Consider the following 17202-nt stretch of genomic DNA (forward strand, 5'->3'; position numbering starts at 1 on the left):
GGTTTAACAGGCCTAAAGAATAATATCCTTTATCAAACATAGTCAGTGAATTATCTGGTGTACGTTCAATTAAACGCTCAGCTAATTTCATCTCGTTGGTTTTATAGTTATCAAACTCGCTACTGAGAAGTTGATGGCTGGTCAATTCCATATGACAGACCATGCGTATTTGAGGAAAGGCTGTATCACCGTATTGGTTGCTACCTGAAGAGAAGGCTTTACGATTATCAGGCGTGTCGGCTGTTCGCCACACAACACCGTCAACAGCTAATAGGTTCAAACCATTCCATGTTTCGAATGACTGTTGCTTATACATTGATTGAGCAGATTTATTGAAAACGTGTTTAACGGAATCATCACCTAACCTTTGTCTCGCCTGTACCATCGCACTTGGAGCAACGAGTTGGTTCTTGCCAGGTAACATGATATCTAGCTTATTAGCGATATTCCAAACTGATTCTTTTCGAAACAATGCCATGCCAATAACTGACCACAAAACGGCTTCAAGCGGTAATCTTCGCTTACGAACGGTTGCAATCCCTGCTTGTTGAAAACCTTGTTCAATGATTTCAGGGTCAAGAATTTCTGATAATTTTTCAAAGGTATGGTATCGGCTGCTTTCTTCAAGTGTTGCTTGCAGTGCTTGTTCTATATTCACAAAAAATCCGTAGTTAGTTTCCTAACTACGGATTTTGCATGATCGTTTGGATCGGTCAACCGGTCATTTTCTTAACTGATCGGCATTAAGCCTGGGCTCCTTTTTAGTATGCTATTAATAGCATTTAATTAGCGAAGTAACGACTCAGTTAATACTGGACGAATTTCGCGAATAATTGCTTGAGTCAGTTTTGGTGAACCACAGATAATATTGCCGCTGTGGTTATAGTTATTACCACCGGCGAAATCTACAACCATACCGCCCGCTTCTTTAACCATTAGTTCGCCCGCAGCAGAGTTCCAAGGTTTTAAACCAATTTCAAAAAATCCATCAACACGGCCAGCTGCAACGTATGCCATATCTAAAGCAGAACAACCTGCACGGCGAATATCAGCAGTGTGTACAAATAATGCTTTAAACGCTTCAGTGTATGCATCCATGTGGTTTTTGTTTTTGAAAGGGAAACCAGTAGCAAGTACAGTGCCTGCAAGAACCGTAGTTTTGCTAACGCGTAGACGTTTACTGTTTAACTGAGTGCCTTGACCGCGAGATGCAGTGAAAAGCTCACCACGAATTGGATCATAAATAACAGCTTGGTCTAAACGACCTTTAACTTTAAGTGCGATAGAAACCGCGTAATGAGGGATACCTTTGATGAAGTTAGTTGTTCCATCGATAGGATCTACAATCCATTGGTAATCATCATCCTTGCCTTTATGCTCACCTAGTTCTTCACCAACAATTGAGTGAGTAGGGTAAGACTGTAAAATAGTGTCACGAATTACGGCTTCGGCTTCTTTATCAATGTTAGTTACTAAGTCGTTAGCGCCTTTTTGTTGCACTTCAACTTTTGATAAATCTTCACTTGCGCGAAGTAAAATTTTGCCTGCGTTGCGCGCAGCGCGAACCGCAATGTTTAACATTGGATGCATGGTATTACCTTTGGGTTGTAAAAGAACGTTTATATATTTCAGCCGGCGTATTTTAGCGACTTTTGCCATAAAGTAAACAATAAACCCTAAATACTTGTGTTTGTTTTTTATACAAGATTGAAAAGTTTAAATATTTTTAAAAAATAATTATCTGCATTTAAATAAATTAATTTTAAATAACACTTTACCTAAAGTTAACTTGAGGTTTTATCGTGCTCCTAACTTAACTGATAGGATAACATTATGTATTTAGAGCACGTAAACTTAGTCGTGAGTGATATAGATAGTATGCTTACATTTTATCGCGCTGTATTTCCGCATTGGTCAATCAGAAGTGAAGGCAGAGGTGATTGGCATGGAAAACCAAGACGCTGGGTACACTTTGGAGATGACACGCATTACATTGCGATAAGCAGTCATGGGGAGGGTGAAAACAGAAACTTATCGGGCCATCAAATTGGTTTTGCACACTTTGCTTATGTAACTAATAATTTAAGCGCAGTAGTAATGCGCTTAAATAAAGCGGGTTTTACTCTAAGCAAGCAAGGTAGCGAGAATCCTTTCAGAAAGAATGTCTACTTTATTGATCCTGCAGGGTTTGAAGTTGAGTTTGTAGAGTATTTAAGTGATATACCAAGCGAGCGAAATAACGATTTATAATAAAATACCAAGCAGCACGTTAAAGTGCTGCTACTCAATTATAGTGAGCGGTTATTATTACCCGTGCCAAACTGGGTTTTTAGCTCATTTGCAAAGCTTATAAATTTTTCTTTAATTGTGCGCTTTATTTTCACTTCAACCGAGCCCATTACTGCCTTTCCTTCAATATGAATTGTAGGGCCTTGGCGTTTGTTAAGCGACACAGATTTATTTTCAAGGCTACTTAAAATACAAAACATTTTAGACACTACATTGACATGCTCTGGTACGTAAATTTCATCGCTACCAAAAATACAGTTAACGTGAATAGTTACATTTTGATGCGCAAAAATAGCATCGGTAAAATCAAGCACCACCGATCCCATAAAGTTACTCAAATATATATTTTTTGGCACAACCCACTGACCACTTCGCTCGTTAGATCCTAAAATACTGCGTAATGTAAAATCATCATCACTGTTTTGCTGTGCACTATAATGTGGTGTAAATTGCGATTGTTTTTCTGCTTTATATTGCTGATCGGTATTAAGTGTTAAATCTTCTACTAAGGCTAGCAGTGCTTCGTTATTAGGTGCATCCATCGCATTATCTAAACGTCTTTCAAATGCATCAACAGAAATAACACCATGACTGTAATTATAAATTAATTGATCAATCACTTGTTCGCGTACTTGTTCTATTGGGCGGTCTTCAACTTTTACAGACATGAGTTATTCCTTCTTATATTTACTATTGATACTGCTCTTGTAGTTAAGCTGCAAACCGCGTACCAAATATAATTTCATTAATTATCAATTGGTTATTTTTAACGGTGTTTTTTGTTTTGTTATATTAACGATAGATTAACCAAAAGAGCAATTATCTAGCTATTTTCACTATTTGAGAAAGTTTTACCGAGTAGCCTGTAAATAGTTACACAAACATAGATAAGGCTTTATCTTTTAATTAACTCAAGCCCTTGAATTTTAAGTATAAATAAAGTTGGCCTGAAGCTCGCATTAGTTAAAGTGTCTTTAATCAAAAGGAGAAAGATTATGAAAACATTTAACAAATCTATTATCGCAGCTCTAGTTCTTGGTACTACGGCTATGGGTGCCCAAGCAAACAGCTGGGAAAACGAAAGTAAAGATGCTTGGATTGATGGTAAGGCAGAAACCGTTCTACTTATGAACACTAATCTAAACAACTTTGACATTAACACTGATGTAAAAAATGGCAAGGTAGTACTTACAGGTAAAGTTAATAGCGAACTTGATAAAGAGCTAGCAGAAGAACTTGTACTTAGCCTAGATGGTGTAACTGATGTTGATAACAGCCTTACTGTTGTTAAAAGCATGGACACCGAAGATAAAAGCAACGACATGATGGACGATGATGATAACGACCTAACGGACGCTAAAATCACCACTGTAATCACAACTCGATTCCTGTTTGACTCAGAAGTAGGTGGTACAGACATTGATGTTGATACCGACAACGGTGTGGTAACTCTGAATGGCTCTGTAGAGTCTGAAGCTGAAAAGCAACTAGCAGTTAAAATTGCTAAAAATGCTGAAGATGTTCGCGACGTAGTTGATAAACTAGCTATTGTTGCTGAATAATACAGTATAGTTAAGGCCCAGTAATGCTGGGCTTTAAGTCTTTTCAATGTTTAATTTAAATGGAGTTTGATCATGGATATTATTCGTATAATACTTTCGGTTTTATTACCGCCATTAGGTGTGTTTTTGCAAGTTGGCTTAGGGATGCATTTTTGGTTAAATATTCTATTAACACTGCTAGGTTATTTCCCAGGGTTAATACATGCAATCTACATTATTGCGAAAAAATAATGACAGGTTATATATTGTGTAAGCCGACTGCTGAGGTTTAGCTAAATACTTCAGTACCGATCGGCTCACAATATTAGTTTTTAGAGAGTTTTTAGAGCGTTTTTAGATAGTTTTTAGGTTAAATCCAATTTTTAAAGCTCTTCAACCCATTAATTCACTTCCTTAACTCACTCCCAATATTATTTTAAAATTATACTTATTGTTTACTAATAAGCTTTCCAGCTAACAGTCGCGCTCAGATTCTGACTTGATGCCATTTAGGAAGTCTTCAACATTAGCGTGTTTATACATCTACAATATACAATCAAATACTTTATTATTTAGTGACAATATTACCTTCACTTCTAGTGTTATCATTAAACTAGGTTTTTAGGCATATTGAGGTAGTAAATTGAATATTCGACTTATACTGTCAGGTGTTGTGTCTTTCGTTTTTTATTTTAGTTGGGCCTACTGGGCAAATAGTGCGGCAGACATTGCTAAATCGGTTACGCTTCAAGCTGCATTAGTGCAAGGTTTGTATAGTGGATTTGTAACGCTTTTTTTTACCTTTATTTTAGAAAGGGTCGTCAACAAGTATAAGTTTAGTTATGTAACGCTTGCGTTTGTAACTCCAATTATTTGTATGTTTCATTCTAAAACACCACAAAACGTAGCAATACGACAAAGTTTTAACAATGCAATTAACTCTAGCGCCTCGTATTTAAGTAATAAAAAAATAGCAGGCGTACTTTTTGCTCCTATTATTCCGATTACTGTTCAATCGAGCTTAGTGATTATGGTAAATGTAATTAATCAGACACCTAATTTGGCACTGACAGTAGCCCCAAGCATATTTTTTACAGCCTTGTATGCCTATACATATATGTTAGCTTTGCTTAAAAAGTAGAGGGTTAAATATAAAAGACTATATGGGATAGGGTTTTTTATAATTTAATGCAGTGAATAACACGGGAAATATCTTACATTTTATGTTTATGCCCACTTAAAAGATTACTATTTAAGCAGTTAGCTTGTTGATTGTTAAAATAAAGGTTTTTGGTAGTGACAAGCACCTAAAAAGTTTTTATACTGCAACCCGCTTTAGTCGCTCTGTGACTGAACGCTTCAAAAATTAACTGTCTAGCAGTTATATAAAAGTTGGCCCCTTAGCTCAGTTGGTTAGAGCACACGACTCATAATCGTTAGGTCCCCAGTTCGAGTCTGGGAGGGGCCACCACTTTTACAAAATTCCCAAGTAAACACCTATCCAAATTATTTCAAGCTACATTAATTTAATATTGTGTAATTTTTATTCTTTAGTTACCCCTAATAATAAACGTAATCTAAATAAAGTTAATCCATAGATTAAGCTAAGCTTTCTTAAATTTGGAATAGTGCGAATGCACTATTAAATTCCAGCGTTAGATCAGATGCTTTGCTTTATAAGTGACAGTGATCAGCATTTAATTTCAGAAGACAAAAAAGCCCCTATTGGGGCTTTTTACTTACTAGTGTTTACTTTTATTGCTCAAAACTACAAGAGTTAACTAATTTTTACGGTATATCTCATGCTCAATATCGTAAATATTTACGCTTAGACTGTCTGATGCTCTGCAATATGTTTTTAAACATGAAAGTAGCAGTTCGCTTAACATTTGTTTTTGCTCAATTGAGCGTCCTGCCAAAATATGTACCGCGATATGTATAAACCCTGATTTTCCTGCGCCAAGTTGATATTGCTGATAAGCAATAGCACGTGTTTTTATGGTTTCTAATTCAAACAAGTTACTTTCGAAAGCGGTTGTATGAATTTTTTCTACCAGTACTTGAGGTAAAACGGGGAGGTCTTCTGAGTGTTCAATAATAATGTGCGGCATTTAGGCGTTTCCTATTATGAGTTACTGCATGAGCGAGAGGTAATTGTATCAAATACAAGAGGGGTCACTAAACCCTGAGCTATCTAAAATCTTTACTTTAAACTAATTTAGTCGTATTTATTTTTGATGTTAGTATAAAAACAAACAGGTGAACCTTCGCTTAGTAACTTATCTACTAAGTTACCTATATATTGATTAAGGATAAGTATGAAATTACCACAAAAATTTAAACGTTTAGCTTTACTTGCAGGTGCAATTTTTACGTTAAGTGCTTGCTCTGACGATGTTGCGTCGGTAAGCCTTGGGTTATTTACAACTAAAGATGTTGTGGTGAATTCGCAGCAAGATCCTATTGTTGAGGGCGTTACTTGTCATATTAGTCATATAGAGGCTAATTTGGACTTTTCTGATCCCTCTGATATGTCTATAGCGTGTCGTCAAACGGGGCCAATTACAGCGCAGCAGCTACAAAAAATAGACCGTAGCAAGTCGGGCGAAGTGATCTTTAAATCATCTAAAAGTATATTATTTAAATCACTAAAAGTGCGTCGTATTTACGATGCTGAAAATCGTACTTTATTGTACTTATCGTACTCAACTAAAGAGTCCAGTGGTAGCCACCACCATGCGCTATCAACAGTGCCGCTATACAATACTCAAGCGTGGGACTGGGCGCTTACACAAAAAGACTAAGTTAGCACCTACGTAAGCACCTAAACTAAAACCTAAAAGAGCACACTATGTTAGCTTTATTTAAATCAAAGCCATTATTAGAGCAGCAAGAACAGCAATGGCTTATTGATACATTTATTTGGGCTGTAGAAAACTTTGATGCTGAGTTTTTTACAAAGCACACTCAAATAATACTGCCAACGGCTACTTTTTTCCCTGATTCGGTATCGAGCATTGAAGAAATGGCGAGTAATGTTTTTAACCGCGTTACTAATTACGCGGGTATGAACGCATGGCCTATCCAACTAGTTGCACCGCAGCAATTACAACCGCAAGTTTTTCCACACTTTGAATTTAGCAATGAAATACGTGGCGAAGGCAGCCATCTAATTGTGCCGCCAAGCCATACGATTAATATTTCTTTTAATCCTAACCAGATTAATCAGCCACAAGATTTAGTGGCAAGTTATGCAGGTACTCTGGCCACCATACTTATTCATCACGTTGGGGTGCTACCGCCAGGTGGTAGGGAGTATTTACCACAAGCTGCTGATGCACTTGCTTGTTTTTTAGGGTTTGGTGTGATGATGAGTAATACGGTGTATCAGTTTAAAGGCGGGTGTGGCTCTTGCTATAACCCATACGCTAACCGTGAAGCTAAGTTAAGTGAAACGCATACGGTATTTATGCATGCCCTAATTAGTTACTTTAAAAACGATAAGGTGTCTAAAAAGCACTTAAAGCCGCATTTACGTGGTCAGTTTAAAAAAGCACAAAAAGAAATTAAAGCATTGGTAGATAATTCGGCCAACCCGCTGTTATTAGCTTATTCGCCAAACTAGCAAGGATTTGCGTGGAATACTTAGATGAATTTTTACTGATTGTTATTGCTCATTTTTTTGCAGTAGCAAGCCCTGGGCCTGACTTTGCCGTAGTACTTAAGCAAAGTGTGCAACAAGGAAGGCGCAATGCATTGTGGACAAGCGCCGGTGTTGGCGCTGCTATTTTACTGCACGTTGCCTATTGCGTTTTAGGTGTTGCGCTTATTTTAACGCAATCGCCTAGTTTATTTATGGCGCTTAAGTACCTTGCTGGTGCATATTTAGCTTACTTAGGCGTACAAGCTCTTAGAGCTGCAAAACCGCCTGCAAGTAATGAAGGCGAGGCTGTAAAAGATGTTGAAAACAAAACCGTTCAAGAGGAACCCGTTTGGGTGGCTTTTAGGCGCGGCTTTTTCACCAATGCATTAAACCCAAAAGCCACGTTATTTTTTATGTCGTTATTTACACTCGTGATTAGCCCAACAACACCTACTAGCATACAGATTGGCTACGGCGTGTACATGGCATTGGCTACTTGGGCGTGGTTTTCAATGCTTTCAATGATGCTTTCTCGCGATAATGTAAGGGGCTTTTTCCAACAACGCGGTTATTGGTTTGACCGTGGAATTGGCATTATCTTAATTGCACTTGCAGTACGTGTTGTTATTTAACTTATTCAAAAAGCGCAGGAGATAAAAATGCCGCTATATAATTTTTCGTTTGGTTCTAATATGTCATCTAATCGTTTGTTAGCGCGCTTGCCCAATGTAAAGCGTGTAGGAACTGCGGTACTTAAAGGCTACGAGCTTACTTTTGATATGCTATTTAAAGATGGCTCAGGTAAATGCAGTATTTGTCCAAGCGATAAAGAAGATGCATTGGTTTACGGCGTTATTTATGAGCTCAATGAAGAAGAAAAAGCTATTTTAGACAGTATTGAAGGGCCAGGTTACGATTGTGTAGATATAGCCCCAACGCTTTTAACGGGTGAGACTGTAGCCGCACATTGTTATATAGCTAATACCCATGACAGCGATGTACTACCATATGATTGGTATATAAAACACGTTCATCGCGGTTCACTTGAAGCGGGCGTACCAAAAGAATACAGTGATGCCATATTAAATCGCGCACAAAAAAGCGACACCAATCAAGAGCGCGCAGCAATTGAATTTGCAGTTCATCAAAAATAATAAAATAGGATTGATATGAAATTAACCAAACTTGCCGCAATTGCACTATTAGCAGGCACTACGTTTAGCAGCTGGGCACAAGTTGATACCAACAAAATTGACGACGTAATTAAAGCGTCAATGGCACGTTTTGACGTACCCGGTATGGCAGTTGCCATTGTTGAAAACGATAAAGTAATATTTGCTAAAGGCTTTGGTGTAACTAATCTCGATACCAACAAAAAAGTAAACAAAGACACTTTATTTGGTATTGCTTCAAACACAAAAGCATTCACTACTGCGGCACTGGCAAAGTTGGTTGATGAAGGTAAATTAAGCTGGGATGACCGCGTAATTGATCATTTACCAGAGTTTAGATTGTACGACTCGTACGTAACACGCGAAATGCGTATTCGTGACTTATTAAGCCATCGCAGTGGGCTTGGGCTTGGGCAAGGCGATTTAATGATTTGGCCAAGTACCGATAAATCAGTTGATGAAATTTTAGCGGGATTACAGTATTTAAAACCAGCGAGCAGCTTTCGTAGTAAGTACGCTTATAACAACTTGATGTTTGTTACCGCTGGTGAAGTGGTTGCACGTGTGTCGGGTATGAGCTGGAACGATTACATCGAAAAAAATATATTACAGCCGCTGCACATGGATAACTCACGCGCGGGCTTTTCACGTATTCCTAAAAGTAATAAAAACTGGGCGACAGGTCATATTCCTATGGATGGCACGCTTCATCCATTTTTTGTGAACTACCTTGAGGACTTTAGAGGCGCAGGCGCCATTGCTTCAAGTGTAAGCGACATGAGCCAATGGCTTCGTACGCAATTAGCGGGCGGTAAAATGCCTAATGGCGAGCAGCTGTTTAGCGAAAAGCAACAAGCGCAAATGTGGCACCCACATATTACGTCTATGGCGTCTAAAAGTGCGTTTGAATCGTATCATCAGCAGTTTAGGGGTTATGGGTTAGGCTGGAGTATTGAAGACTACCACGGCTTTAAAAAGCTAGGTCACGGCGGTGGTATTTTGGGAATGGTATCGCAAGTTACTTTATTGCCTGAGAAAAACCTCGGTATTGTTATTTTATCTAATCAACAAGCTTTTGGTGCACTTTCGGCAGTAACCCATGAAGTGCTTGAAGATGCACTTGAACTTGAAGATAAAGACTGGGTAGAAGATTTAGCTAAAAGTCATTTTGAAGGCAAGCAACAAGCGTATGCTAATGCAAAACCAGAAGCCCCCGCTGACTACCAACCACAATTACCAAATATTAATTACACCGGAACATTGCAAGATGATTGGTACGGCGATGTAATTATTGAGCAGTTAGATGGTAAATTACGCATTGATTTTACCCACACTAAACGCTTGAAAGGCACTCTTGAGCATTACACTGGTAATACATTTATTGTTAAGTGGGATGAAAGGCTACTAGAAGCAGATGCGTTTATTCGTTTTGAAATGAGCTCACAAAATCGTGTAAACAGTGCCAAAATGCGCGCGGTATCAACACAAGTGACCGACTTTAGCTTTGACTTTAGAAACCTACATTTAAAAGCAAAATAGCTAATAACATTAGTATTTAAAGTACCGATATTTAAAGTGTCGATATACACCAAAGTCGCAAAGCCACCATTAGGTGGCTTTGTTATATTAAACACTCAATTTACTTTGGCTAGGAGCATTTTATGCGTACTGCAGTTATTTCACACCCTCATTGCCGTAAACATAAAATGATAGACGACCATCCTGAGTGCCCAGAGCGTCTAGATGCCATAACAGATCGATTACTTGCCAGCGGCGTAGATGTTGGCTTAACACACCTACAAGCACCCAAGGCCGAGCGTGAACATTATCTACTTGCTCACGATGAAGCTTTACTTAAACACGTAGAAAATACGCTACCAACAGAAGGGCTGGCTAATTTAGATGGCGATACGTGGCTGTGCCCCGATTCGTTTAAAGCGATTGAGCGGGCAGTCGGTGCAGGATTGTTAGCTGTTGATGAAATACTTGCCGATAAACTCGATGCTGCTTTTTGCTCAGTACGCCCGCCAGGGCATCACGCTAATAAAAACTCATCATCTGGGTTTTGTGTGTTTAATAACTTAGCTATTGCTGTTAAGTACGCACAAAGCAAAGGGATTAAGCGCATTGCTATTGCGGATTTTGATGTACACCACGGTAATGGCACGCAAGATATTTTTATTGATGACGAAAATGTACTGCTTTGTTCGTTATTTCAGTATCCGTTTTATCCAAATACAGCGGTTAAAAATAATAGCCATATAGTTAATTCACCTCTGCCAATTGCCAGTAATGGCGACGATTTAAAAGAGGTGTTTACTGGGCAATGGCTACCAAAATTAAAAGCGTTTAAACCTGAATTACTTTTTATAAGCGCAGGGTTCGATGCTCACCTAGAAGATGATATGGCAAGCTTAAAATTTGTTGAAGATGACTATATTTGGCTTACCGAGCAACTATGTGGTGTTGCTAAAGAGGGCGGTTGCAAAGGGGTTATTTCGTATTTAGAAGGTGGCTATGCGCTATCAGCTTTAGGTCGCAGTGCTGTAGCGCATATAAAAGTGCTTACTGAGGTTTAAATAAAGAGAGTGTTTATAGCCCTAGTAAATCAAACGCCTGCGCTGTGCTTAGGGTTTTGATTTTACCAAGGCAGCATTGTCCTTCATTTAATAAGTAAGCTGTAACAAGCTGTGCTAGTTGCTCGCCATTCAATTTAGGGCAAACAGTGCCTTGTAAATTAAGGTAGTCACCTTGCTTGTTAAGTACTCGCACATCGCTTAGCTCACTTTGCGTAACGCTGTGTAAGCACTCTTGTTGCTCTTGTTGGTTATGGGCTATCTCAAGCTCATTATAAATAACCAATAATTGTGGGTAGCTGTTTAACATAGCCCGTTAGCCTACGGTTACTTCATAAGACGTAAATTTACGTATATTAATAACGCCTTTTTCAAAGATTAAGTACTGACCTTTAATACCTTGTAAAACACCACTTACAACAGGGTCTTTATCAAAGTTAAATGAGCTGATTTTTGTTGGGTATTCGGTTACTGGAAAGTTTAAATCAACCACATCTTCATCAAGTTGCTCTATGGCTGTTGCGCCAAATAATTCACTGAGCTCGTTTAGCTTTTCGCTAATTTGTGGGATCAGCTCGGCTGCCGCTGCCTTTAAGTCAATTGCGTCGTTTTGACCTTTTAGCATATTGCGCCAATTAGTTTTGTCGGCAATAAATTCAGCCAATGCAACTTCTACTAAACCGGATTGCAGGCGAGTTTGCACTTTAAAAATAGGTAATGCCTGAGTAGCGCCTTGATCAACCCAGCGAGTTGGTATTTGTGTGTGGCGGGTAATACCTACCTTTAAACCTGAGGTATTAGCGAGATACACATAGTGTGGGATCATGCAGTTTTCTTCGCCCCATTGCGGCTCTCGGCAAGTGCCTTGATCGTAGTGGCAGGTTTCTGGTTTCATTATGCACATATCGCAACTAGCAAGCTTGCGCATGCATACAAAACAGTGACCTTGAGAATAGCTTTTTTTTGTTTTTTTACCGCAGTTAGAACATAAAATAGTGCCACTAAAGGTAAGCGTAAGCTCCTTACCTATAAATGCATTTAAGTCTACTAAGTGCTCACCCACAGGTAAGTGATATTGTACTGGTTCGGTTAAGCTCGATTTTAGTTTACGCAGTGTGCCTTGCATCTTTACTTGGCCCCTAAAGATGTTAAAAAGAGGAGTCTAACATTTTTAAGCTATATTGGCTTTTTAAGAAGTGTAAATAGTCGGTGTAAGGCAGTGCTTTTGCGTATAAATAACCTTGGGCGCAATCAGCGTTCATATCTTTGAGCAAGTGATGGATTTCTTGGGTTTCTACCCCCTCAATTGTTATTGATAAATTGAGGTTATGCGCCATATCAATGGCTGTTTGTACAATAACTTGGTGAGTTGGGTTATTAGGCAAATCAAAAACAAATGACTTATCTATTTTAAGCTCACTAAAGTGATAATTGACTAAGTAGCTAAGTGACGCGTAGCCTGTCCCAAAGTCATCCAGTACCACTTTAATACCTAATGCGGTTAACTCATCAACTAACTTTATAAGTGCATCTTGACTATCTACGAAGGCCGATTCGGTTAGTTCAAATTTAAGTAAGTGTGCCGGCACTTGGTATTTAATTAAAATATTTTCTACTTTTTCGGCTAAATTATTTATGGTTAAGTTTTTAGCACTTAAATTTACGCTAATTGTGTGCTCGTTATAGCCATTTTTTGTAAGCTCAACTATGTCTTTACAAGCTTGCTCTATTACCCACAGTGTTAGCTCGTTAATAATACCTGTGTGTTCAGCAAGTATTATTAGCTCTTCAATTGATAAGTTGCTGTAAGTTGGGTCGGGCCAACGTAATAAAGCTTCAGCACCACTTACGTGGTTACTTAATAAGTTTATTTGAGGTTGGTAGTAAAGCGCCAGTTGATTTGTTTTTATGGCTTGTTGCAGCTTAGCGGCTAGAGCAACGTCCATCATCAGATTATTACCGTTTGACGATGACCCAACTTGATTAACGCTACCTTTTGCTTTTTTAAGCGCTAAATAACCACGCTTTAACCAATATTCAAAGTCGTTACTCTTGCCTGCACTACTAATACCTATACTGTAACTAAGCTGCAGGTTTAGCCCTTTAATTTCATATTGTTTTGGTAGGCTACTAATTATTTTAGTCAGTAGTGCTTCTAGCATTTCTTGGTTTTGTGTTTTTGTAGAAATACAGGCAAATACACCACTGCTTAAATCGGCTAAGCGAGGACTGGTGTTTAAATCTGTTTCGAGGTTTGTAAATTCACGTTCATGGCTGAGTTCTAATTCAAGCTCTTTGGCTATATGCTTTATAAGTGTGTAGCCCTGAGAAGAGGTAATAATCGTATTGAGTGAATTAAAGTGACGTATTTTTATTAAACACAACGTTGTTGAGCGGTTTTGGCTCTGTAGTGTCATAAATGCTTGTTTTAGCTTGGAGCTATTAAGTAATCGTGTTTGTTGTGTATGCGTGGCATGATAAAGCGCACGTTCGCGCTGATACCTTACCCTGTCTGCTAATGCCATCGCCATTAAAATAACTTCGCACAAAATAGCGACTAAAAAGGCATGGCGGGTTGCAAAGGTATACGGTAAAACGCCAGTGAGTTCCATGGGTTGAATTGCCGCACCAAAAATTAGCGGTATCCATGATAAAACATAAAACTTAGCCCACCTAAAACCACTGCGTAACTTGTTATATATTAAAATAATACAAGTAATATAAAGCAGTACCATTACACCAAAAAATATAGGAGCCGCTATATTTTCAGGAATAAACAAGCTACATACAGCAAGAGTAAACATAAGCCAAAGTAGAGCTATGCTCATTTTGTAACGCCAACATTTATCTTTATGATAGCGCAAAAACATGGTGCAAAAAGCAAGGGTGAAAAAGGCGACCCCATAATTACTAAACACAATTTGTTCGTGAATAAAGAGCTGCCATTGCTTAGGCCATAAGTAAAAACCAAAGCCCAGTACAGCACCCATTAGTGTAATAGCGCTGACGATGTAGCCAATATAAATTAAATAAACACGGTCTTTTATACCAAAATAAAGCACCAAGTTGTAAAGCGCAGCCATCAATAGCACGCCTACAAAAATACCCCAGATCCCAGTTTGAGATCGCACTAAGTCAATAAACTCTTTATCACGATACAAGTTTACAGGTGTTTTACTTATGCCTATTGTGTCTATTTTTATTACTAGGCGTTGTGATGATTTTCTTTCTACTAAAAAGCGAATATGCGGTACGCTGTATTCAAACAAAGAGAGGGCTTCTTCTTTATCGCCGAGTTTGTATGTTTCAATTAGTTTGTTATTTTTATCGAGGCGATAAACCGTAAGGTGATCGACCATAGGGTTGTCAAAATGTGCCACAACATTTTGCTTGTTAAGGCTTTTATTTTCTAAATCAAGAAACAACCAATAATTTTGTTGGCTAAAGCTCCATGGAACATCTGAAAATGGTTGATGAGTAAGTAATTCAGGTTGGTTAATGATGGTATCGAATGTTTTAGTTTTGGTTTTGTCAATATAGTAGGCGTAATCGAGGTACATTGGAGCCGTTTTATCAATTGTATATCGTGTAGGCACGACTAAGTTTGATGCCAATGTACTGATTATAAAAAATATAAAAATCAGTATGGCAACAGCAATTGCATGGTAACGTAAAGTTCTTAGTTCCAACGTTAATTTACTTTTAAAAAACCTTTTAATTAGTGTAGCACTAAAAAAGCGCAGGGAAACTGCGCTTTTTTAGTTAAATTAATTGGTTATACCAATGAATAGGTATTATAGGCTATTGCTCGCGTGCAATAGCACGGTAAGCTATATCTGTACGATATTCCATACCATCCCAGCTAATTTGTTTAACAAGCTCATAGGCGCGTTGCTGCGCTTGCGTAACAGTGTTACCAAGTGCTGTTGCGCATAATACGCGACCGCCTGCGGTTACAACGTCATTGCCACTTTGTTTAGTACCCGCATGAAACACTTTTTCACCTGCAGGGTAATCCACTTTTAGCCCCGAAATAGCGTCACCTTTAGGGTAATCACCAGGGTAGCCTTTAGCGGCAAGTACAACACCAACGGCTGCGCGTGGGTCAAACTCAATTGTTGTTTTATCAAGTTCTACACGGTTAGCAGCTTCAATCAATTCAACCAAATCTGATTGCAAACGTAGCATCATTGGTTGAGTTTCAGGATCGCCAAAGCGACAATTGTACTCAATTACTTTAGGGGTGCCTGTTTCGTCAATCATTAAACCTGCATATAAAAAGCCGGTGTACGGATGGCCTTCGCTTGCCATGCCTTCTACCGTAGGGTAGATCACTTCGTTCATAATACGCTGGTGGATTTCATCAGTAACAACTGGCGCAGGTGAGTATGCACCCATGCCACCCGTGTTAGGACCCGCATCGCCATTGTAAGCGCGTTTATGATCTTGGCTTGTTGCAAATGGTAATACGTTTTTACCATCAACCATTACGATGAAAGACGCTTCTTCACCGTCTAAAAACTCTTCAATAACAACACGACTTCCTGCATCGCCAAAAGCATTACCCGCAAGCATATCGCGAATAGCTTCTTCGGCATCGGCTTGCGTCATGGCTACAATTACGCCTTTACCCGCAGCCAAACCATCTGCTTTTACAACAATTGGCGCGCCTTTCTCTTTTAAATAAGCAAGGGCAGGCTCAATCTGTTCAAACGTTTGGTAGTCGCCCGTAGGGATTTTATGACGTGCTAAAAAGTCTTTAGTAAACGATTTCGAACCTTCAAGTTGAGCTGCGCCCGCCGTTGGTCCAAAAATAGCCATGTTATGTTCACGAAACTTATCAACAACACCCAGTACTAACGGTATTTCTGGACCTACAATAGTAAGCTCTACCTTATTTTGCTGTGCAAAACTAAGTAAACCATCTAAGTCGTCAACGTTTATAGCTACGTTTTCAAGTTTTGGTTCAAGTGCAGTACCTGCATTACCAGGGGCTACAAATACAGTATTTACTTTGGTGTTTTGAGCGGCTTTAAACGCAAGTGCGTGTTCGCGGCCGCCGCTGCCAATGACTAAAACATTCATGGCGAAAATTCCTATTTAAAGCGGTTTCTTAAATTTCAGCGTCATGCGGTCGCTTTCACCAATGGCTTTATATTTGTCAGCATCTTGTTCGCCGAGTCTTAAGCTTGGTGGTAGCGTCCATACACCTTTAGGGTGATCGGCTGTATCTTTTGGATTTGCATTTATTTCACTGCTTGCTACTAATTCAAACCCTGCTTGTTTAGCAAGGTCTACTACGTAGCTCTGCTTCATATAACCTGATGTTTTTTGATCTTCATCAGCACGCTCTTCAGCTAAACGGTGTTCAACTAAACCTAATGTACCACCTGGTTTAAGGGCTTTATAAAAAGCTTGGAATGCACTTAATGCACCGCTTTTATCTTTGCCCATGTACCAGTTATGTACATTACGAAATGTTAAAACCATATCGGCACTGCCAGCTGGCGCAATATCTAAATGTGTTACAGGTGCAAACTCAGTAATTTTAACGCTACTAAAGCGCTCATCTTCAGCTACTTTTTGTTTAAAGCCTGCAAGAGAGCGCTGGTAGTAGCCAACTGATGAATCAGCAGGAAAGTGCGCGGCATAATAAGTGCCTTGCTCTTTTAATGCTGGCGCTAAAATTTCACTATACCAACCACCACCGGGTGCAATTTCAACAACTGTCATGGTTGGTTTAAAGCCAAAAAATGCAAGTGTTTGAGCTGGGTGACGATATTCATCACGAGCGCTGTTTTTAGCATTGCGTTCGCTTGATTGAAGTGCATGTTCAAGGCTTGATTCGTGGTTATGGCTAAGCGCCATAGTCGATGTCATTGTTAGTGTGGCTACAAGTAGCGATTTTAGCGCAAATTTCATTGTTTGTTCCTTCACATTATAATTTTAAATAGGTTATTGAATAATCAGAATACGTGAAT

At 38.9% G+C, this 17202-nt stretch carries 19 protein-coding genes and 1 tRNA gene; 11 read left to right on the plus strand and 9 right to left on the minus strand.

Translation table 11 applies throughout. The features are described from left to right. Both QT16_RS09535 and suhB read right to left on the minus strand, forming a co-directional pair. A partial coding sequence (locus QT16_RS09535; RefSeq protein WP_238719420.1) for an IS4 family transposase occupies positions 1 to 652 on the minus strand: 652 nt, incomplete at its 3' end. Positions 653 to 786: 134 nt separating this feature from the next. Beyond that, positions 787 to 1590: an inositol-1-monophosphatase gene (suhB, locus tag QT16_RS09540; protein ID WP_002957826.1), complete on the minus strand. Its 804-nt coding sequence runs from the start codon at positions 1588 to 1590 to the stop codon at positions 787 to 789. A gap of 243 nt (positions 1591 to 1833) precedes the next feature. Between suhB and QT16_RS09545 the strand changes: the two genes are divergently transcribed. Beyond that, positions 1834 to 2250: a VOC family protein gene (locus QT16_RS09545; protein ID WP_039488232.1), complete on the plus strand. Its 417-nt coding sequence runs from the start codon at positions 1834 to 1836 to the stop codon at positions 2248 to 2250. Between the two features lie 38 nt (positions 2251 to 2288). Here QT16_RS09545 and QT16_RS09550 read toward each other — a convergent pair whose 3' ends face one another. Continuing rightward, positions 2289 to 2957, minus strand: coding sequence for a LiaF domain-containing protein (locus QT16_RS09550; RefSeq protein ID WP_039488234.1), 669 nt, complete (start codon positions 2955 to 2957; stop codon positions 2289 to 2291). A 327-nt stretch (positions 2958 to 3284) separates the two neighbouring features. On the opposite strand from QT16_RS09550, the gene QT16_RS09555 reads away from it, so the two are divergent. The 4 genes from QT16_RS09555 (at position 3285) to QT16_RS09570 (ending at position 5301) form a co-directional block, all read left to right on the plus strand. After that, the gene (locus QT16_RS09555; protein ID WP_024597541.1) at positions 3285 to 3851 is read left to right on the plus strand and encodes a BON domain-containing protein; all 567 of its coding nucleotides are present in this window, start codon (positions 3285 to 3287) and stop codon (positions 3849 to 3851) included. A 72-nt stretch (positions 3852 to 3923) separates the two neighbouring features. Further along, the gene (locus QT16_RS20585) at positions 3924 to 4082 is read left to right on the plus strand and encodes a YqaE/Pmp3 family membrane protein (protein ID WP_002957822.1); all 159 of its coding nucleotides are present in this window, start codon (positions 3924 to 3926) and stop codon (positions 4080 to 4082) included. Between the two features lie 391 nt (positions 4083 to 4473). Further along, positions 4474 to 4971, plus strand: a complete 498-nt coding sequence (locus tag QT16_RS09565) for a hypothetical protein (RefSeq protein ID WP_082007360.1) — start codon at positions 4474 to 4476, stop codon at positions 4969 to 4971. 253 nt (positions 4972 to 5224) lie between these two features. Continuing rightward, positions 5225 to 5301: transfer RNA gene (locus tag QT16_RS09570), tRNA-Ile, on the plus strand. Positions 5302 to 5611: 310 nt separating this feature from the next. On the opposite strand, the gene QT16_RS09575 is transcribed toward QT16_RS09570, so the two are convergent. Next, positions 5612 to 5941 carry a 5-carboxymethyl-2-hydroxymuconate Delta-isomerase gene (locus QT16_RS09575; RefSeq protein WP_002957818.1) on the minus strand — a complete coding sequence of 110 codons (330 nt, stop codon included), beginning with the start codon at positions 5939 to 5941 and terminating at the stop codon, positions 5612 to 5614. Between the two features lie 207 nt (positions 5942 to 6148). On the opposite strand from QT16_RS09575, the gene QT16_RS09580 reads away from it, so the two are divergent. The 6 genes from QT16_RS09580 (at position 6149) to QT16_RS09605 (ending at position 11224) form a co-directional block, all read left to right on the plus strand. Then, entirely contained in the window at positions 6149 to 6634 is a 486-nt protein-coding gene (locus tag QT16_RS09580) for a CreA family protein (RefSeq protein WP_039488236.1), read from the plus strand. A gap of 47 nt (positions 6635 to 6681) precedes the next feature. Continuing rightward, complete coding sequence (locus tag QT16_RS09585; protein WP_039488237.1) at positions 6682 to 7455, plus strand: hypothetical protein; 774 nt, start codon at positions 6682 to 6684, stop codon at positions 7453 to 7455. Between the two features lie 11 nt (positions 7456 to 7466). Then, a complete protein-coding gene (locus QT16_RS09590; protein ID WP_039488238.1) occupies positions 7467 to 8105 on the plus strand; it encodes a LysE family translocator in 639 nt (212 codons plus the stop codon). Between the two features lie 27 nt (positions 8106 to 8132). Further along, complete coding sequence (locus QT16_RS09595) at positions 8133 to 8627, plus strand: gamma-glutamylcyclotransferase family protein (protein ID WP_039488239.1); 495 nt, start codon at positions 8133 to 8135, stop codon at positions 8625 to 8627. A gap of 15 nt (positions 8628 to 8642) precedes the next feature. After that, on the plus strand, positions 8643 to 10184 hold the full coding sequence (locus tag QT16_RS09600) for a serine hydrolase (RefSeq protein WP_039488240.1): 1542 nt from the start codon (positions 8643 to 8645) through the stop codon (positions 10182 to 10184). A 122-nt stretch (positions 10185 to 10306) separates the two neighbouring features. Next, complete coding sequence (locus QT16_RS09605; protein ID WP_039488241.1) at positions 10307 to 11224, plus strand: histone deacetylase family protein; 918 nt, start codon at positions 10307 to 10309, stop codon at positions 11222 to 11224. Positions 11225 to 11237: 13 nt separating this feature from the next. Here the strand turns inward: QT16_RS09605 and QT16_RS09610 are convergent, their stop codons facing one another. The 5 genes from QT16_RS09610 to QT16_RS09630 all read right to left on the minus strand — a co-directional run bounded on the left by QT16_RS09610 (position 11238) and on the right by QT16_RS09630 (position 17143). Then, positions 11238 to 11531 (minus strand): DUF4144 family protein, encoded by a 294-nt coding sequence (locus tag QT16_RS09610; RefSeq protein ID WP_002957811.1) that lies wholly within the window; start codon positions 11529 to 11531, stop codon positions 11238 to 11240. Positions 11532 to 11537: 6 nt separating this feature from the next. After that, a complete protein-coding gene (locus tag QT16_RS09615) occupies positions 11538 to 12347 on the minus strand; it encodes a DUF2797 domain-containing protein (protein ID WP_024597548.1) in 810 nt (269 codons plus the stop codon). Between the two features lie 22 nt (positions 12348 to 12369). Then, positions 12370 to 14910, minus strand: coding sequence for an EAL domain-containing protein (locus QT16_RS09620; protein ID WP_039488243.1), 2541 nt, complete (start codon positions 14908 to 14910; stop codon positions 12370 to 12372). A 112-nt stretch (positions 14911 to 15022) separates the two neighbouring features. After that, entirely contained in the window at positions 15023 to 16306 is a 1284-nt protein-coding gene (gene purD / locus QT16_RS09625; protein WP_039488244.1) for a phosphoribosylamine--glycine ligase, read from the minus strand. Positions 16307 to 16321: 15 nt separating this feature from the next. Next, positions 16322 to 17143: a class I SAM-dependent methyltransferase gene (locus QT16_RS09630; RefSeq protein ID WP_039488246.1), complete on the minus strand. Its 822-nt coding sequence runs from the start codon at positions 17141 to 17143 to the stop codon at positions 16322 to 16324. Positions 17144 to 17202: the final 59 nt, after the last annotated feature.

This window comes from Pseudoalteromonas distincta (assembly GCF_000814675.1).
Lineage (GTDB): Bacteria > Pseudomonadota > Gammaproteobacteria > Enterobacterales > Alteromonadaceae > Pseudoalteromonas > Pseudoalteromonas distincta.

Coding starts and splice junctions, on each gene's coding strand:
- suhB (WP_002957826.1), bottom strand. CDS start 1,590: ATGCATCCAATGTTAAACATTGCGGTTCGCGCTGCGCGCAACGCAGGC.
- QT16_RS09545 (WP_039488232.1), top strand. CDS start 1,834: ATGTATTTAGAGCACGTAAACTTAGTCGTGAGTGATATAGATAGTATG.
- QT16_RS09550 (WP_039488234.1), bottom strand. CDS start 2,957: ATGTCTGTAAAAGTTGAAGACCGCCCAATAGAACAAGTACGCGAACAA.
- QT16_RS09555 (WP_024597541.1), top strand. CDS start 3,285: ATGAAAACATTTAACAAATCTATTATCGCAGCTCTAGTTCTTGGTACT.
- QT16_RS20585 (WP_002957822.1), top strand. CDS start 3,924: ATGGATATTATTCGTATAATACTTTCGGTTTTATTACCGCCATTAGGT.
- QT16_RS09575 (WP_002957818.1), bottom strand. CDS start 5,941: ATGCCGCACATTATTATTGAACACTCAGAAGACCTCCCCGTTTTACCT.
- QT16_RS09580 (WP_039488236.1), top strand. CDS start 6,149: ATGAAATTACCACAAAAATTTAAACGTTTAGCTTTACTTGCAGGTGCA.
- QT16_RS09585 (WP_039488237.1), top strand. CDS start 6,682: ATGTTAGCTTTATTTAAATCAAAGCCATTATTAGAGCAGCAAGAACAG.
- QT16_RS09595 (WP_039488239.1), top strand. CDS start 8,133: ATGCCGCTATATAATTTTTCGTTTGGTTCTAATATGTCATCTAATCGT.
- QT16_RS09600 (WP_039488240.1), top strand. CDS start 8,643: ATGAAATTAACCAAACTTGCCGCAATTGCACTATTAGCAGGCACTACG.
- QT16_RS09605 (WP_039488241.1), top strand. CDS start 10,307: ATGCGTACTGCAGTTATTTCACACCCTCATTGCCGTAAACATAAAATG.
- QT16_RS09610 (WP_002957811.1), bottom strand. CDS start 11,531: ATGTTAAACAGCTACCCACAATTATTGGTTATTTATAATGAGCTTGAG.
- QT16_RS09615 (WP_024597548.1), bottom strand. CDS start 12,347: ATGCAAGGCACACTGCGTAAACTAAAATCGAGCTTAACCGAACCAGTA.
- purD (WP_039488244.1), bottom strand. CDS start 16,306: ATGAATGTTTTAGTCATTGGCAGCGGCGGCCGCGAACACGCACTTGCG.
- QT16_RS09630 (WP_039488246.1), bottom strand. CDS start 17,143: ATGAAATTTGCGCTAAAATCGCTACTTGTAGCCACACTAACAATGACA.